The organism is Agrobacterium larrymoorei (assembly GCF_037722385.1).
GTDB classification, from domain to species: domain Bacteria; phylum Pseudomonadota; class Alphaproteobacteria; order Rhizobiales; family Rhizobiaceae; genus Agrobacterium; species Agrobacterium larrymoorei_C.
In genome coordinates this window covers 74,994-91,872 of sequence record NZ_JBBKAQ010000020.1, presented here as the reverse complement: position 1 = coordinate 91,872, position 16,879 = coordinate 74,994, and the positions used below count along the sequence as shown (strand labels likewise).

Here is a 16,879-nt window from a genome sequence, read left to right as displayed (position 1 = left end):
AATAAATAAAATTTTTCAATGACGTGTTTTTAAACGGGGCGGGCCGATTATCGGCCCGCCTCCGTTTTTTCATCCGGCAACATAACGGCCGTCACGTTCTGATCCGATGCAGCAACAGAGTTTGGCAATGGCACGTTACGCTGCTTTTCGCGCATCAGCGTCAGTAGGCCAGAGCCCACGATCAGTGCGATGCCGACGAGCATCCAGCTATCTATCCTGTCGCCAAAGATCAGGTACCCGAAGAGGATTGCCCAGAGCATCTGGCTGTACTGAGTCGGACCGATCACCGCTGCCGGCGCATATTGCGCGGCGTACATGATGAGGACATTGGCCACCGCTGCCAGTAGGCCATAGCCGGCCAGCATCAGCCACTGTTCGGCATTCGGAAGTGCGAAGGTGGGAATCATCAACACGCCGCATACGGCGAGACAGCCAAGCAGACCCGCGCCATAGAGCGAGATGTTCTTTTCCCGGGGCCCTATGGCGCGGAAGATGACGATGGAGATCGCCCCGCTCATGCCGCCGATGATCGCCCCGAGATGACCGATGGAGAGTTCGCGGAAACCCGGTCTCAAGATGATGAGGACACCGGCAAAGCCGATGATGACCGCCGACCAGCGCTTGATGCCAACCTGTTCCTTCAGAAAGATCACCGACATGATGGTGACGAAGGAGGGCAGGAGGAAGATCAATGCAAAGGCTTCCGCCATGGCAAGATGGGTAAAGGCGACGACGCTGCCGATGGTGCTGGCACCAGTGGCAAAGAACCGCAAAAGCCAGAGAGACCGGTTCGTCGTGCGGACGATATCCGTCCAGGCATCGTTGCGCTTGCGGATGAAGGGGAGTGCAAAAAGTCCGAAGAGAGCTCCGAAGAAGCCCGATTCGACGGGCGGGAGTTGCCCGTCGATCAGTTTTACGCTTGCATCGCTGAAAGCATAGGCCGCGAAGGCGGCAAAGGCGAGCAATATGCCCTTCAACCTGCTGTCTGGCACGAAATCACCGCTGGATTACTGGGTCGAAAATCGCAGCGGCGACGAGGTGTTACTCACGCCGTTTCGGGCACTGCGATCAGTTCATTGCCCTATGCTCTTCCGCTTTCATTTTGGCAATATCCCGCAGTGCATTAATAAGCACATCCGGCGTTTGTGCGCCGCTGACGGCGTATTTCTGATCCAGGATAAAGAACGGGACGCCGGAAACGCCCATTTGCTGCGCTGCATCAATCTCAGCCTTAACTGTGTCCTTGTCGGCTTCCGAAGCCAGCAGGCGGCGGACCAGCTCTTTGTCCATGCGACATTTTTCTGCGATATCGATTAGCACAGCATGATCGCCGATGTTACGGCCTTCTTCGAAATTGGCCTTGAACAAAGCTGTGACGACTTTGTCCTGAAGCTCGCGATCTTGCGCATGCGCCCAGAGCGAAAGTCTGTGCGCGTCGAGCGTGTTGGGACCGACTTTGATGGCATCGAAGTCGTAGGCAATGCCCACTTCGCGACCGAGTTCGGTCAGCATCTTGTGGGCCTGTTCGACTCGATCCTTGCCGCCGAGTTTCTTTTCCAACTCGACCTTCTGATCGACGCCTTCTGGCGGATAATCCGGGTTCAGCTGGTATGGGCGCCAGTTGATATCGACGCTGACTTCGTCCTGAACCTCAGCCGGTGCCAGGTCGAGACGCGCCTTGCCGAGATAACACCAGGGGCACACCATGTCCGAGACTACGTCGATGACAATGCGTTGCATGGTGCTGTTCCTTCCTGCGCTTGAATAGACGCCTGATCTAGATAGTCTGTGCTTTCAGCACAAGGCGTTACCAAAAGGGAACCGTCGCGGATGGCGTGGCGCAGCTGTTTTTACTGCGCGCGCGCATCCCACCATGTCTGCTTCTGGTTTCCAGTCAGCGGCGTCTTCTCTGGCCGGTCGATATATTTCCAGCGAGCGACCCATTGCGCGCCGATATAGTAGAGCGGAATGACATAGTGCCCAGCTGTCAGCAGGCGATCGTAGGCCCGCACCGCCACCTCGAAATCTTCCGTTTCTCGCGCCTGCAGCAAGGCCTCGATCATGCGATCGACATCCGGGTCTGCGACGCCTGCATAGTTGAAGCTGCCATTGGCGTTCTTCGAGACCGAGCCCCAGCGGTTGATCTGTTCTGCACCGGGTGACAGGGAGGAGGGGAAGGAACGGATGATCATGTCATAGTCGAAGCCATTGGAGCGCGACTGATATTGTCCGTCGTCCACAGAGCGGATCGCCATATCGACGCCGATGAGCTTGAGCGAGCGCTGGTAGGCAAGCGCGATACGCTCCTGTGCCGGGTTTTGCGTCATGATCTCGAAGCTAACAGGCTTGCCATCCTTATCAACCATCTTGCCGTTCTTGATGGTGAAGCCCGCCTCTCCGAGTTTGGCAACGGCTTGCTTGAGCACAGCACGGTCTGCGCCCGAGCCGTCCGTCGTCGGCATTTCGTACGTGCCAGCCAGGATCTCCGGGGGCAGACGCTTTGCGGCGTCGCCGAGCAACGCCAATTCCTTTTCGTTGGCCGGGTTGCCATAGGCACCGAGCTTGGAGTTCTGCCAGTAGCTTTGGGTTCGCTTGAAGGCGCCACCGAGAATGTTTCGGTTCATCCACTCGAAATCGAGCACGTAAGACAGTCCCTCGCGCACCTTCTCGTCGGCGAACATCGGTCGGCGGGTATTGAAGACCAGACCGAACATGCCAGACGGCAAGCCCGGTTCGAAAACGTCTTTCACGATATCGCCACGCTGAACCGCCGGGAAATTATAAGCCTGGCCCCAGTGCGAGGTGTCAGACGTGCCGTTGATCGCATCGCCTTCCGGATAGATGTCGATATCGCCCTTCTTGAAGGCTTCGAACATCGTCGTCACCTGCAGGAAGTAGGTGACGCTGATTTCATCGTAATTATCGAAACCGACCTTGGAAGGAATATCTTTTCCCCAATAGTTCTTGTCCCGTTCCCAGACGATCTGTTCGCCCGGGCGCAAGGTTTTGATTCGATAAGGGCCGGAGCCGACGACAGGGCCTAGGCCTGCCTGCTCAAACGCCTTGGCGTCGATGGCATGGGCAGGCAGAATTGGCGTGGAAGACGCCAAGATCAACGGGGTCTCGCGGTTGGCCTTTTCGTTGAAGGTGAACCGAACGCTGCGCTCGCCCACCTTTTCCATCTTCGCGACGCCATTGAGGCGGCTATCGAAAGGCGGGCGGCCCTTCTCCTTCAACAGATTGAAGCTGAAGATAACATCATCCGCAGTGACGGGCTTGCCATCCTGCCAATGTGCCTTCGGGTTCAGGTTAAATTGGATGTAGGTGCGCTCATCATCCCATTCGGCGCTTTCTGCCAGCAGTCCGTAAAGCGTGAAAGGCTCGTCGTGCGAACGCTGCATTAGCGGCTCGTATAGAAGGTTGCCGAACTCCGGATCCCAGACGCCGCGCGCCGTGGTGCGCATGCCCTTCAAAACGAAGGGGTTGAGCGCATCGAAGGTGCCGACGACACCATACGAGACCCGGCCGCCCTTCTTTACGTTCGGGTTCACGTAAGGAAGGTTCTTGAAGTCCGCGGGTAAAGCAGGCTTGCCATGCATAGAGATGCCATGAAGCGGTTCAGCCATCGCCATGCCGGAAATAAGAAGGGCGGGAATGAGCGCCAAAAGGCTTCGCATGTCAGTATCCTGTCGCATTCGGGTGATTGATTTTGGAGCTGTCAGGCTCCTGTTCCAACCATCTGTCTTGTTTGATTCCCGCGCAAATGTATCACAGCGGACAAGGGCATCCGATCACGGAAATCTTGTCGGATACAAGGAAAAAGTAAAAGAAATGCTGGATATCAGGCCGAACGGGATGTAACAGGAGTCCCGAAACACTCGGGTCACGCATTTGCCTCATTTAAACGACAGTGGAACGGGCAGACGGATACCGGCGATGTTGAGCGGTGCTCACATGAAGCGCTGCTTCGCATAAATTCAGGAGACGGAACTCTTATGATGCAAACTGCAAACACATTCACCCGGGCGGCCCTTTCTGCTCTCGTTCTTTCGCTGGGCGCCGTGTCTGCACCGGCTGTTTCTCAGGCTCAGCAGGCTGCTGCTCCGGCAGGCGCTCCGCCACTCGGCTGGTTCAAGACCTGCAGCAAGCAGGAAGACAATGATGTTTGCGTCGTGCAGAATATCGTTCTTGCCCAGAATGGGCAGATGATCACCGCTGTTGGCCTCATCAGCGTCGAAGGCAAGGTCAACCGTAAGATCCTCCAGGTTTCCGTCCCGACAGCACGTCTTCTGCCCCCGGGCGTTGTCATGCAGATCGATGGCGGCAAGGGCCAGAAGCTTGACTACGCCGTCTGCCTTCCTGACAAGTGCACCGCCGAAGTTCAGCTGACCGATGCGATGATTGCAAGCCTGAAGAAGGGCAACGAAGTCGTCTTCACGTCGATCAACTTCCGTCGCGCACCAAACCCGATCAAGATCGCCCTCAACGGCTTCACCGGCGCCTATGATGGCCAGCCGATCAGCCAGTCTCAGCTTGCCGAAAGCCAGCGTTCGCTGCAGGAAGGCATGCAGAAGAAGGCTGAAGAAGCTCGCAAGAAGCTGGAAGCCGCGCAGGACGCCGCCAAGGCAAAGCCTGCAAACTGATCTGGTCTGTAGAGATCAAAAAAGAACCGGCTTCGTCTGAGGCCGGTTTTTTCATGTTCTATTTTTTAGGTCGGGCTAACGCGCATGGCCATATTTGGGATTAGGTCGTTACGCTTTAGATCATCATCTCGCCACATGCCGTGCTCGCAAAACGGATGAAGAGTTTTGCGGCCGGTGCTTTAGCTCAATGCGTCATAGCCGATTTCGGCTTTAGCTCACCATCGGGTGTGGTGTCGAAGATCCGGGTGATGTTCGGATTGCGCAAGGGCTGCTCGCTCTCATCATGCACGAGGTTTTGCTCCGAGACGTAAGCTACATATTCCGTCTCATCGTTTTCGGCCAGCAGGTGGTAGAAGGGCTGATCTCGCTCAGGACGGATCTCAGCAGGGATAGCGTTCCACCATTCCTCGGTATTGGCGTATTCGGGATCGACGTCGAATACCACACCGCGGAACGGAAACACCTTGTGGCGAACGACTTCACCGATTGTAAATTTTGCGTTTCTTTGTTTCATGGCATGTCATCCTTTCCCCGTATAATTTGGGGTATCATGCAAAAATATCAAGATGTAGCGGTCCAAGGCACGCTTCAGCGGATTTTTCCAAACGGTGCCGTTGCGAGGACCACGCCTCCTGTCACAAGTACAATGCCTGCCGCATGATATGGTTCGAACGTCTCTCCAAGAAACAGCACGGCCATCACGATAGAGACCGGTGGCATCATGTAGAGCGTGATGCCAGCTGTTACGGGTCCAAAAACGCGGACCGTGTGCGTGAAGCAATAAAAGGCGGCAATCGACGCAAAGAGAATGATGCCGCCGATCTTTGCCCATGCGGTCCATGTAGAGGGTAAGAGACCGCCGTTGAAAAATTCGACGCCGGCAAGAGGCAAAAGAACGAGCGCGCCGGAAAAGGCGATCGTTCCGAAAAGACTTAACGACGCAAGATCGCGTGCGGCGGGATCACGCAAAAGCAGCGAATAGATTGCAAAGGCAATGGCCCCGCTCAAGATTGCGAGGTCGCCGATATTGAAGTTCAACGCCCATAGCTGAGAGATATCTCCCTTCAGCACGATTTCCGTAACGCCGGCGAAAGCGATAAGCATACCGATGATCTCCAGGCGTCTAATAGGTCGAGCCTGGAAGATGCGCTGAAAGATGATGATGAAGAGCGACGATGTGGTGTAGATCAGCGTCCCGTTGGCGGCTGAGGTTTTCGTCAGTCCCCAGTAGACCACGCCACCACAGACCGCCATGCCAAGCGCGCCGAGCACCAACCAGACAACCGTCTTCTTGCGGATGAAGTCCAGGCATGCGCGCCAGTCGCCCAGAATAAAGGGCAGCACGAAAAGGGTGGAGAGAGACCAGCGCAAAAACGCGGCGATGAAGGGCGAGACTTCGCCACTAATCCCGCGGCCGAATATGACATTGCTGGAAAAGAAAAAGGGAACCGCCAGAAAGATCAGCCAGTCACGCAGGCGAGGGGACGGGGTAGAACTCATCGGCATTATCAGTTTTCGCACTTTGTCAGACCGAGACTTGCTCGTCTGTTGCTTGAAAGAGAAAGGCGCCCGCCGGGCGCCTTCGTTCGTCATGGCCGCTTGAAACGGAACCAGATGATATCAAGAAGAGAAAGGCGCTCCGAAGAGCGCCTGACCCAAACATTAAGCCGAGTAGTACATGTCGAATTCGACAGGATGAGGGGTCATCTCGAAACGCATGACTTCCTGCATCTTCAGTTCGATGAAGGCATCGATCTGGTCGTCGTCGAACACGCCGCCGGCGGTCAGGAACTTGCGGTCCTTGTCGAGGCTTTCGAGCGCTTCGCGCAAGCTGCCGCAGACAGTCGGGATCTTCTTCAGTTCCTTCGGCGGCAGGTCGTAGAGATCCTTGTCCATCGGCTTGCCAGGATGGATCTTGTTCTTGATGCCGTCGAGGCCAGCCATCAGCATGGCGGCAAAGCCGAGATAGGGGTTCTGTGCCGGATCCGGGAAACGAACCTCGACGCGCTTGGCCTTCGGGTTCGAGCCGAACGGAATACGGCAGGATGCCGAGCGGTTGCGCGCTGAGTAGGCGAGCAGAACCGGTGCCTCGTAGCCCGGGACCAGACGCTTGTAGGAGTTGGTCGTCGGGTTGGTGAAGGCGTTGATCGCCTTGGCATGCTTGATGATGCCGCCGATGTAATAGAGGCAGGTCTCGGAGAGGCCGGCATATTCATCGCCTGCAAAGGTCGGCTTGCCGCCCTTCCAGATGGACTGATGGACGTGCATGCCCGAACCATTGTCACCGAAGATTGGCTTTGGCATGAAGGTTGCCGTCTTGCCGTAGGCGTTTGCGACCTGATGGACAACGTACTTGTAGATCTGCATCTTGTCGGCGCTGGAAACGAGCGTGTCGAACTTGACGCCAAGTTCGTGCTGGGCGGCAGCGACTTCGTGGTGATGCTTTTCAACGACCACGCCCATTTCGCCGAGGACCGTCAGCATTTCGGAACGCATGTCCTGGAGGCTGTCGACTGGCGGTACGGGGAAGTATCCACCCTTGACGCGGGGACGGTGACCGAGGTTGCCGGTCTCGTAATCGGTGTCGTCGTTGGACGGCAGTTCGGATGAATCGAGCTTGAAGCCGGTGTTGTAGGGATCGGCCTTGTACTTCACGTCGTCGAAAACGAAGAATTCGGGCTCTGGGCCAACGAAGACGGTGTCGCCGATACCGGATGCCTTGAGGTAGGCTTCCGCCTTTTTCGCCGTGCCGCGTGGGTCGCGGTTATAGGATTCACCGGAGATCGGATCGAGAATATCGCAGATGATAACCATCGTGGACTGCGCGAAGAACGGGTCCATATGAACGGTGGCCGGATCTGGCATCAGCACCATGTCGGACTCGTTGATGGCTTTCCATCCACCGATGGAGGAGCCGTCGAACATGACGCCGTCGGCAAACATGTCTTCGTCCACACAGGCAATATCCATGGTGACGTGCTGTAGCTTGCCCTTTGGGTCTGTAAAGCGAAGGTCCACGAATTTTACGTCGTTGTCCTTGATCTGCTTCAAGATATCGTTGGCGGTGGTCATAGCAATTTTCCTTGAGTGGTAATGTTCAACCCGGTGAAGCATGAGCCTTTTTCGGCTCGTCTTTTTTAAATGGCGTCAACACCCGTTTCACCCGTACGAATACGGATAACCTCTTCCACATTCGAGACGAAAATCTTTCCGTCGCCGATGCGGCCCGTCTGAGCGGCATTGCGAATCGCTTCGATCACTGCGTCCGCATTTTCATCTGCAAGAACCACTTCGACCTTCACCTTCGGCAGAAAGTCGACGACATATTCTGCGCCGCGATAAAGTTCCGTATGGCCTTTTTGACGACCAAAGCCCTTGGCTTCCGTAACCGTTATTCCCTGAAGACCGACTTCCTGAAGGGCTTCCTTCACCTCGTCGAGCTTGAAAGGCTTAATGATCGCTTCGATCTTTTTCATGAGAAAATATCTCTCCGCTTCTCCCGTTAAAGCGGACTGTTCCGCTCTCCCACAAGAATGCACGTATCGTGCCAGATCGGAAGCCGGTTTGAATAAAAAATCTGCGAAAATTGGCGATTGAAGAGACAATTCCGTGCGGTTTGAGGGCGTTGAGGCTGGAAAATCTTTCGCTGCAAGGCCAAATGTGGCAAAATTCTTCGAAAGCTGTCATCATTACAATCTCTTAGCTTGAGACCTTTTCATAGAGTTTGTTGCTCAAAAAATCATCAATTGATGATGTTTTAGTCTCCCGACATTGCCGCAAAATGCGCCGGTTGCGTTTCTGCGCATTTTCCGATGTTGTGTGATTATGACTCATGCCATCCAACATCATCTCATCGATCCGGGTATTATGGCTCGCATCGATGCTGCTGCAGAGGCTAGCGGACTTTCCATCACGTCGCTCATGGAGCGAGCAGGGCAAGCAGTCGCCGCCTGCGCCTTGCGGAATTATCCGCAAGCGCATCGATACGCTGTACTTTGCGGAACCGGTAACAATGGCGGCGACGGGTTTGTCGCTGCGCGTGCTCTGCGCGAAGCAGGCGCCAATGTTGCTGTTTTCATGTTCGGGGATGTGGCAAAGCTTAAGGGCGCAGCCCGACAGGCCTATGATGCCTGGGTCGACGGTCAAGAGGATGCGAGTTGTCGAACGCTTGCTGCTTTCACGCCGGGCATTGGCGATGTCGTAATCGATGGAATTTTCGGGGCCGGGCTGGTGCGAGATGTCCCGCCAGAGGTTGCTGCGCTTATCGACGCCGTTCGACGAGCAGGAACGCCGGTTGTCGCTATCGATCTGCCATCGGGCCTTTGCGGTCGCAGGGGCGTTCCTTTAGGTGCTGCATTCAAAGCGAAACATACGGTGACGTTCGTGGCGAAGAAGCCAGGGCATGTGCTGATGCCGGGGCGAGAGCTCTGTGGAACTCTTGAGGTGTTCGACATCGGCATTCCTCGACGTATCGTCGAAGCGCATGCGGGAGCCCTTTGGGAGAACTGCGCCGATCTCTGGCAGAGCCATGTCACCCATGATGATGTGGAGACCCACAAATTCAAACGCGGCCACCTGACCGTCTTCGCAGGGCCATCCCATTCGACAGGTGCTGCGCGGATGACGGCGACATCCGGCTTGCGCGCAGGCGCCGGTATCGTGACGATTGCCGCGCCGCAGGAAGCAATCCCGGTTCTTTCGTCGACGCTGACAGCCGTGATGGTAGCGCCCGTCGACGATCAAGAAGCACTGGCCAAGTGGGACGACGACAAGCGTCATGGCACTTATGTGCTCGGTCCAGGGTTTGGCGATCTGGAAAAAGCCAGAGAGTTTGTCTCGCTTCTCAAGGATCGTGCGCTGGTGCTGGATGCTGACGGCATCACGGCATTCAAGGACGATACCAATACGCTCTTCTCGCTCTTTGCTGGCGACGCACCCAGGATCATGACGCCGCATGAGGGAGAGTTCGCGCGACTGTTCCCCGATATTCATGCGGACGACACACTCAGCAAAATCGAAAAGGCGCAGTCTGCGGCCAGATGCAGCAACGCGGTCATCATCTACAAGGGAGCCGACACGGTCGTCGCGGCCCCCGATGGTCGAGCCGTCGTCAATACCAATGCGCCGTCTTCGCTGGCAACCGCCGGCTCTGGGGACGTGCTCGCTGGGATATGCGGCGGATTTCTGGCACAGCAGGTGCCGGCATTCGAAGCGGCGGCCGCGGCAGTCTGGTTGCACGGGGAGATGGCGCGACGTCTTGGGCCGGGATTGATTGCCGAGGATCTGGCATTGGCAGTTCGGCCAGTCACATCCTAAAATGAGATGGACGCGCTTGCACCTTGCAAGAGTGTCAGAGCTTGGGGGTATGGGTCGACCAGACCGGCTTGCTGATTGTCTGAAGTTCCGAGGTGGGCCTTCCTTCGATGCGCGCCAGCACAGCACGGGCAAGTTCACGGCCCGCCAGCTTGATATCCTCGTTCATCGTGTGGATTTCCGGTCGGAGCCAGTTGAGGAAGTCTGCAGACTGTTTCGACACGACATCGACATCCGTTCCGATCTTCTTGCCGCTCGCTTCGATCCCGGCCACGATCGCGATCGTTGAACTTCCGCTGATTGATATAATGCCGTCCGGCACGTCACTGCCGCTCATCAACCTTGCGGTTTCCTGCTTCAGTTCTTCCAGAGGCGTATCATTGTTGATGTTGGGGAGGGCGAACTCGGTCAGGCCGAAATCTCTCAACCCATGCTCAAAGCCCCGACGGGCAAAATCGTGATAGGAGAACTGGCTTTGCGGCAGCAGCACAGCCACGCGTTTCCTGCCACATTGGGCCAGACGTTTCATCGCCTCATAGACATAGGCCTCGTTGTCGAAGTCATGAAAGGGATGGTCAATGCCCATGCTGCTGCGACCATGCGTAGCAAAGGGCATGTTGCGCTCGGTCATCAACCGTACCCGCGGGTCGTCCGGACGCACTTTTGAAATGATGACGCCGTCGGCCGATCCCGTTTCCAGAATGTAGCGGATGGGGGTCATCGTATCCTTGGCATGCGTGTGCGGGGTTACCACCAGATGGTAGGGCGTGTTGGTTAGAACCTCGGTGATGCCGAAAACCATCTGGGAGGTAAAACCCATCAACTCCTCATCGACGCTCAGGACGAGCGCAATGACATTGGTCTTGCCGGTGCGAAGGCGAACGCCAGCCCGGTTCGGTTGATAGCCGATCTGCCGGGCAACGCGCCGTACGCGTTCCTTTGTATCCGCGCCGATATCGGGTGCATCCTTCAAAGCGCGCGACACTGTCGTAATGCCGAGACCCGTCATATAGGCGATGGTCTTCAGCGTTGGGCGTTCGTTGGATGGAAGAGCCTGGCCGCTTGCTTCGATGTCCGTGCTGTCGTTCATATGCCGCCACCTCCCTGTACCGGACGGGCATCGTAGTTCGCTTTTATTCCATTGCAAAGCTTAAGGTGTCACAACCAGTACGGCCCATCGGGATAGATCGCTGAAACGATGCAGATTTTTTAGCTTCAGTATAGAGGTGACTGAGCCGGTAATGGCCTCTCGACCTTGGGACGTGTTGCGACTTGTCGAGATAAGAATGTTGCCATCAAATTTCAAGAACATCATCCAGTGATTTGATTTTTATACGATTCGTCTAATTATGGTTTCGACGGTTTCCGTGAGCGCATTCTCATGTCTATTGCGTCATGTTTTCGCGCGTGACGGTCATAGTTTTTTACGATAACGTTTCCGCCCGGAGGAATTCTCGATCTTATTTTTCATGGCTGCGGCAGGAGCGAAGACTCGCTTTTACCGCATTGCTGACAGTGGATGGAGTCGCAACGATAGAGCCGTTGCGTAACAAGCAGGGCAGTGAAAATGGCATCAACTTATGCAAGCGATCTCGTGATTGATCTTTCCGGCGAGTGGCGTCTGGCCTCGTCTGAGGGCGATCACGGGACCACAATGACGATCCCAGGCGACGTTCACACGGCGCTGCATGAAGCATCGATCATTCCTGATCCCTACTTCGGCCGAAACGAGAACGACGTGCAGTGGGTGGCGCATCGCGACTGGATCGTCGAACGTAGTTTCACGGTCGATGAGGTCGAGGCTGACTGGTATCTCGATATCGACAACCTCGACACGGTGGCCGTCGTTTTCGTCAATGATGTGCCGGTCCTCACAGCCGATAATTGTTTCCGCCGCTACCGACCGGATGTCTCCTCAGCTCTCCAGCCGGGCGAAAATGTCATCCGCATCCATTTCCATTCCAGCATCAAGGCTGGCGCCGATCGCCAGGCGGCGCAACCTTTTTATGTGCCGTATCACCCGGGTAACTCCCCAATCCCTAATGGAAATCTTCTGCGCAAACCGCAGTGCCACTTTGGCTGGGATTGGAACATAGCGATTGCCCCGCTTGGCATTTACGGAAACATCATGCTGCGTCGGCTTGAGACGGCCCGCATTGAGCATGTGACAACCACACAGCACCATAAGGATGCCGGTGTCGAGGTGCATGTGGAGGTCACGCTGCATGCTGCCCAGCCTGCCAGCGTGCCTGTGCATTTGTCGCTCGGCGAGGAACGGTTGAGGCTTGATTGCGGCGTGACGACGGGTGAGACCGTTGTTCGTCATGTGTTTTTCGTTGAGAACCCAAAGCTCTGGTGGCCGGCAGGTAGTGGTGAGCAAGCGCTCTATACACTGAGCGTCGAATTGCCGGACGAGACGCTAACCCGCCAGATCGGTTTGCGCACAGTCGAACTTCTGACGGACAAAGACGAGGCTGGCAGCCGTTTTGCGCTTCGTGTCAATGGCCGCGAGATATTCTGCCGCGGTGCGAACTGGATCCCGTCCGACGCGCTGTTTTCGCTCTCGAGCGAAAGGAAGACGCAGGATTTGCTTCTCTCCGCCGTGGAAGCAAACATGAACATGATCCGCGTCTGGGGTGGTGGCTTCTACGAGCCGGACTGGTTCTACGATCTCTGCGATCGTCTCGGCCTGATGGTCTGGCAGGACTTCATGTTCGCCTGCAATCTCTATCCTTGCACCGAGGACTTCCTCGACAATGTCGAGCTTGAGGTCGACTATCAGGTGAAGCGGCTTGCCTCGCATCCCTCGATTGCTCTCTGGTGCGGCGACAACGAGTTGGTCGGTGCGCTGAACTGGTTCGAAGAATCGCGCAACAATCGCGATCGTTACCTCGTCGCTTACGATCGCCTTAACCGTACCATCGAGCGCGCGCTGAAGAAGGCGGCGCCTGCGGCTATCTGGTGGCCGTCGAGCCCGGCCTCCGGTTATCTCGATTACGGCGACGCGTGGCATGCCGATGGTTCGGGCGACATGCACTATTGGTCTGTATGGCACGAGAACAAATCCTTCGACGATTACCGGACAGTGCGGCCGCGCTTCTGCTCCGAATTCGGCTTTCAGTCCTACACGTCCATGCCGATCATCCGCACCTATGCGGATGCCAAGGACATGAACATCGCGTCTCCGGTGATCGAACTGCATCAGAAGAATGCGGGCGGTAACGAGCGGATCGCCGGAACGATGTTTCGCTATTTCCGCTTCCCCAAAGACTTCGAGAACTTCGTTTATGTCAGCCAGGTTCAGCAGGCGCTCGCCATCAAGACGGCTGTTGAATACTGGCGCTCGCTCAAGCCCCACTGCATGGGCACGCTCTACTGGCAGCTCAATGACACGTGGCCCGTCGCTTCGTGGTCGAGCCTGGATTACGGCGGCAACTGGAAAGCGCTGCATTATGCAGCACGACGCTTCTTCCAGCCGGTAGCCGTGTCAGCCATTCCATCGGAAGACGGTAAGTCCGTCCGCTTCTCAATGGTCAACGATACGCTGGATGACGTCGAAATCGATATGAATATCTTCGCGCTGTCGCTCGATGGTGTCCGCATTCCACTCAGATCCGCCAATGGCACCTGCGGACCGGATGCCGCCGGGTTGTTGACGGAGATCGATCTGGATCTACTCCCGGCCGGCGCTCTGCTCTCCTGGAATTTCATTGCTTCCAACGGCATGATGGGTGAGGGGCATCATGTGCGCGAGACCTACAAGGCGCTGGATCTTCAACCATCTGTTCTCAGCCATCAAGTAAACGCGCTGGAGAACGGCGATGTCGAGGTCGAGGTTCAGGCGGAAGGGCTTGCACTTTTCGTGATGGTGGAGGCCGACATGGCTGGACGCTATTCAGACAATCTCTTCGATCTGGCTGCGGGAGAAAACCGTCGCATCGTGTTCTCTCCGAACGACAAGTCGCGAACCGGCAAACCCTCGTTCAAAGTGTTCGATCTTTACACGTCGCAGTCGCAGGCTTGAAAGCGAACGACGATCTTTTAATCTAGCTGCACCACGATCCGTCGCCTTAGCGGCGGATCAGCGATTCCATACAAGGGAGGACGTCAATGGCCTGGCAACCGGCTGAAAACCGCTATGCATCCATGAAGTACAATCATTGTGGCCGCACGGGCCTCAAGCTACCGGCCATATCGCTTGGCCTCTGGCATAATTTCGGAAATGACTTCTCCCACAAGACGAAGCAGGAGATTTGCCGCAAGGCCTTCGATCTCGGCATCACCCATTTCGATCTTGCGAACAATTACGGTCCGCCTCCAGGCAGTGCTGAGAGCGCCTTCGGCGAAATCCTCAAAACCGATTTTGCCGGTTATCGCGATGAGCTGATCATCTCTTCCAAGGCAGGCTACAATATGTGGCCCGGCCCTTATGGCGAGTGGGGCAGCCGCAAATATCTGATCTCGTCCTGCGACCAGAGCCTGAAGCGCATGGGTCTCGACTATGTCGATATCTTCTATTCCCACCGCTTCGACCCGGACACGCCACTGGAAGAGACCTGCGGCGCGCTCGATCACATCGTAAGATCGGGCAGGGCACTTTATGTTGGTATCTCGTCCTATAACTCGCAGCGCACGCGCGAGGCTGCGGCGATCCTGAAAGATCTCGGCACGCCCTGCATCATCCATCAGCCGAGCTATTCGATGATCAACCGCTGGATCGAGGAGGACGGCCTTGTCGACACGCTGGAAGAACTCGGCATCGGCTCCATCGTTTTTTCTCCGCTCGCACAGGGCATGCTGACGACGAAGTATCTGAACGGCGTGCCGGATGCGAGCCGCGCCAGCCAGAACAAGTCGCTCAATCCTGCTTTCCTGAATGATCGCAACATCGAGAATATACGTGGGCTGAATGGCATCGCCGAACGGCGTGGACAGACGCTGGCGCAGATGGCGATCGCCTGGGTGCTGCGGGGCGGCCACATTACCTCTGCACTGATCGGCGCAAGCCGGCCTGAACAGGTGGAAGATTGCGTGAAAGCTCTTGAGAAGCCGGACTTCACCGCGGACGAACTGGCCGAAATCGATCGCTATGCACGCGATGCGGATATCAATCTCTGGGCCAAATCTGCCGAACTGAAAAAGTGAGGCAGGTGCACCGCTCAGGCATCTGCGTCCCGAGCGGTCACCGCCGACTTGCTCGTAACATTAGAGATCGTGAACTTTAATTTCGTCCTCTAAGTCACGGTCAACATTACGATATTGTAATTTCGTGCTTCAGTTTCCGTTCATCCTCGACGCGGTAGGGTCACCCCATCACAACAGGAAAGGAAACACCCATGAAAAAGCTCGTTACCGTTTTTCTGGCTGCGACGATTCTCGCAGCGCCGATGGCGCAAGCGCAGGGTCGCCATGACTACGGGCATGAACGCCGTGGTGTCCACGAACGCACTGTTACGACCAAGAAGGTGATCATCAAGAAGCACCGCTGGGACCGCGGTCAGCGTCTGACGCCTGCACAGCGACGTCACTTCGTTGATCGTCGTGAGTATCGCCGCTACCACCTCAGAGAGCCGCGCCGCAATGAGCGCTGGGTGCGCGTCGACAACCAGTTCCTCTTGATCAATGCCGTCAGTGGCCTGATCATCGGACTAGCCGCAGCGCGGTAAGCAATAAACAGGAAGGCGGGCACATTGAGCGCCCGCTTTCTTTTACCTCGTCAGGCTGCCTGTCTGTTCCAATCGGGGAACGGGTCGTTCAGTGCCTTCCAGGCATCCGGCGTAAATGCCTTGGTATCAATCAGGCAGGCATCAAGTTCCTGACGCAGAGCCTCTTCGCTCATCGGGTCGGCGCCGATGAAGACGATCTCCTGACGCCGGTCCCCCCATATCTGGTCCATGTAAGGCGCCAGCATCTTCTCGAAGCCTGGATCATCCGGCCAACGCGCCTTCGGCACGGACGACCACCAAAGCCCCATCTTACCGGTTTTCACCAAAGCGCCCGCCTGGCTGATTTCGCCCACATGGTTGGGCCGTGTTGCCAGCCAAAAGAATCCCTTGGCTCGAATGACGCCAGGCCAGTCGCGGTTGATGAAGGCATGGAAGCGGACTGGGTCGAAGGGTCTTTTGGCGCGGTAAACGAAGGAGCGGATACCGTATTCTTCCGTTTCCGGTACGTGGCCCTTGAAGCCATGCAACTCCTTGAACCAGAGCGGATGCGTTTCGGCCTTGGCAAAGTCGAACAGCCCGGTGCCGAGTACGTCGGCTAGACCCACCTTACCGAAATCGGCCTCCACAAGACGCGCATCGGGATTGAGACCAACGACGATCTTGCGGGCGGCATCGAGCTCTGCAGGGCTGGCAGCAGAAACCTTGTTCAGCACCACGACATTGGCGAATTCAATCTGTTCGACCAGAAGATCGACGAGCGTGCGGTTGTCGCCATCCCCTGCCGTTTCCCCGCGATCCGCCAGAAAATCCGCTGAGCCATAGTTCTTCAGCAGATTGGCGCAATCGACCACTGTCACCATCGTGTCCAGCCGTGCGACATCCGAGAGGCTCTGACCATCTTCGTCGCGGAAGTCGAAGGTGGCTGCGACGGGCAGCGGTTCGGCTATGCCGGTGGACTCGATCAGCAGGTAATCAAAACGATCCTGCTCAGCCAATTGCCTGACCTCGTTCAACAGGTCGTCTCTCAGCGTGCAACAGATGCAGCCATTGGTCATCTCGACCAGTTGCTCCTGCGTCCGCGACAGGTTTGCTCCACCATCGCGAATGAGGGCCGCGTCGATGTTGACCTCGCTCATATCGTTGACAATCACCGCGACGCGCAAGCGGTCGCGATTGCCGAGGATATGGTTGAGGAGGGTGGTTTTGCCAGCTCCGAGGAAGCCGGACAGGACCGTGACGGGCAGCTTCTTTGTCATG

14 protein-coding genes are annotated in these 16,879 nt (G+C 56.4%); 5 read left to right on the top strand and 9 right to left on the bottom strand.

The features are described from left to right. Positions 1-47 precede the first annotated feature (47 nt). The 3 genes from WKI41_RS19400 to WKI41_RS19390 all read right to left on the bottom strand — a co-directional run bounded on the left by WKI41_RS19400 (position 48) and on the right by WKI41_RS19390 (position 3,677). Positions 48-992, bottom strand: coding sequence for a DMT family transporter (locus tag WKI41_RS19400; RefSeq protein ID WP_340195114.1), 945 nt, complete (start codon positions 990-992; stop codon positions 48-50). Positions 993-1,068: 76 nt separating this feature from the next. Then, complete coding sequence (locus WKI41_RS19395) at positions 1,069-1,740, bottom strand: DsbA family oxidoreductase (RefSeq protein ID WP_340195113.1); 672 nt, start codon at positions 1,738-1,740, stop codon at positions 1,069-1,071. A 110-nt stretch (positions 1,741-1,850) separates the two neighbouring features. Next, positions 1,851-3,677 carry an extracellular solute-binding protein gene (locus WKI41_RS19390; protein ID WP_340195112.1) on the bottom strand — a complete coding sequence of 609 codons (1,827 nt, stop codon included), beginning with the start codon at positions 3,675-3,677 and terminating at the stop codon, positions 1,851-1,853. Between the two features lie 318 nt (positions 3,678-3,995). On the opposite strand from WKI41_RS19390, the gene WKI41_RS19385 reads away from it, so the two are divergent. Continuing rightward, the gene (locus WKI41_RS19385) at positions 3,996-4,643 is read left to right on the top strand and encodes an invasion associated locus B family protein (RefSeq protein ID WP_062427402.1); all 648 of its coding nucleotides are present in this window, start codon (positions 3,996-3,998) and stop codon (positions 4,641-4,643) included. A 184-nt stretch (positions 4,644-4,827) separates the two neighbouring features. Here the strand turns inward: WKI41_RS19385 and hspQ are convergent, their stop codons facing one another. The 4 genes from hspQ to WKI41_RS19365 form a co-directional block, all read right to left on the bottom strand. Further along, complete coding sequence (gene hspQ / locus WKI41_RS19380; RefSeq protein ID WP_340195111.1) at positions 4,828-5,157, bottom strand: heat shock protein HspQ; 330 nt, start codon at positions 5,155-5,157, stop codon at positions 4,828-4,830. 74 nt (positions 5,158-5,231) lie between these two features. Then, on the bottom strand, positions 5,232-6,143 hold the full coding sequence (locus tag WKI41_RS19375) for a DMT family transporter (RefSeq protein ID WP_340195110.1): 912 nt from the start codon (positions 6,141-6,143) through the stop codon (positions 5,232-5,234). Between the two features lie 162 nt (positions 6,144-6,305). Continuing rightward, the gene (gene glnA, locus WKI41_RS19370) at positions 6,306-7,715 is read right to left on the bottom strand and encodes a type I glutamate--ammonia ligase (RefSeq protein WP_340195109.1); all 1,410 of its coding nucleotides are present in this window, start codon (positions 7,713-7,715) and stop codon (positions 6,306-6,308) included. Between the two features lie 65 nt (positions 7,716-7,780). Beyond that, the gene (locus WKI41_RS19365; RefSeq protein ID WP_007753933.1) at positions 7,781-8,119 is read right to left on the bottom strand and encodes a P-II family nitrogen regulator; all 339 of its coding nucleotides are present in this window, start codon (positions 8,117-8,119) and stop codon (positions 7,781-7,783) included. A 349-nt stretch (positions 8,120-8,468) separates the two neighbouring features. Here WKI41_RS19365 and WKI41_RS19360 point away from each other — a divergent pair, with 349 nt between their 5' ends. After that, positions 8,469-9,959 carry an NAD(P)H-hydrate dehydratase gene (locus WKI41_RS19360; protein ID WP_340195108.1) on the top strand — a complete coding sequence of 497 codons (1,491 nt, stop codon included), beginning with the start codon at positions 8,469-8,471 and terminating at the stop codon, positions 9,957-9,959. Positions 9,960-9,993: 34 nt separating this feature from the next. Here the strand turns inward: WKI41_RS19360 and WKI41_RS19355 are convergent, their stop codons facing one another. Then, positions 9,994-11,046, bottom strand: coding sequence for a LacI family transcriptional regulator (locus tag WKI41_RS19355; RefSeq protein ID WP_340195107.1), 1,053 nt, complete (start codon positions 11,044-11,046; stop codon positions 9,994-9,996). A 477-nt stretch (positions 11,047-11,523) separates the two neighbouring features. Between WKI41_RS19355 and WKI41_RS19350 the strand changes: the two genes are divergently transcribed. The 3 genes from WKI41_RS19350 (at position 11,524) to WKI41_RS19340 (ending at position 15,622) form a co-directional block, all read left to right on the top strand. Continuing rightward, a complete protein-coding gene (locus WKI41_RS19350; RefSeq protein WP_340195106.1) occupies positions 11,524-13,980 on the top strand; it encodes a beta-mannosidase in 2,457 nt (818 codons plus the stop codon). A gap of 86 nt (positions 13,981-14,066) precedes the next feature. Next, positions 14,067-15,101, top strand: a complete 1,035-nt coding sequence (gene mgrA, locus WKI41_RS19345; protein WP_340195105.1) for an L-glyceraldehyde 3-phosphate reductase — start codon at positions 14,067-14,069, stop codon at positions 15,099-15,101. Between the two features lie 191 nt (positions 15,102-15,292). Further along, positions 15,293-15,622 carry an RcnB family protein gene (locus tag WKI41_RS19340; protein WP_340195104.1) on the top strand — a complete coding sequence of 110 codons (330 nt, stop codon included), beginning with the start codon at positions 15,293-15,295 and terminating at the stop codon, positions 15,620-15,622. A 50-nt stretch (positions 15,623-15,672) separates the two neighbouring features. On the opposite strand, the gene WKI41_RS19335 is transcribed toward WKI41_RS19340, so the two are convergent. Next, complete coding sequence (locus WKI41_RS19335) at positions 15,673-16,878, bottom strand: GTP-binding protein (protein ID WP_340195103.1); 1,206 nt, start codon at positions 16,876-16,878, stop codon at positions 15,673-15,675. Position 16,879 lies beyond the last annotated feature (1 nt).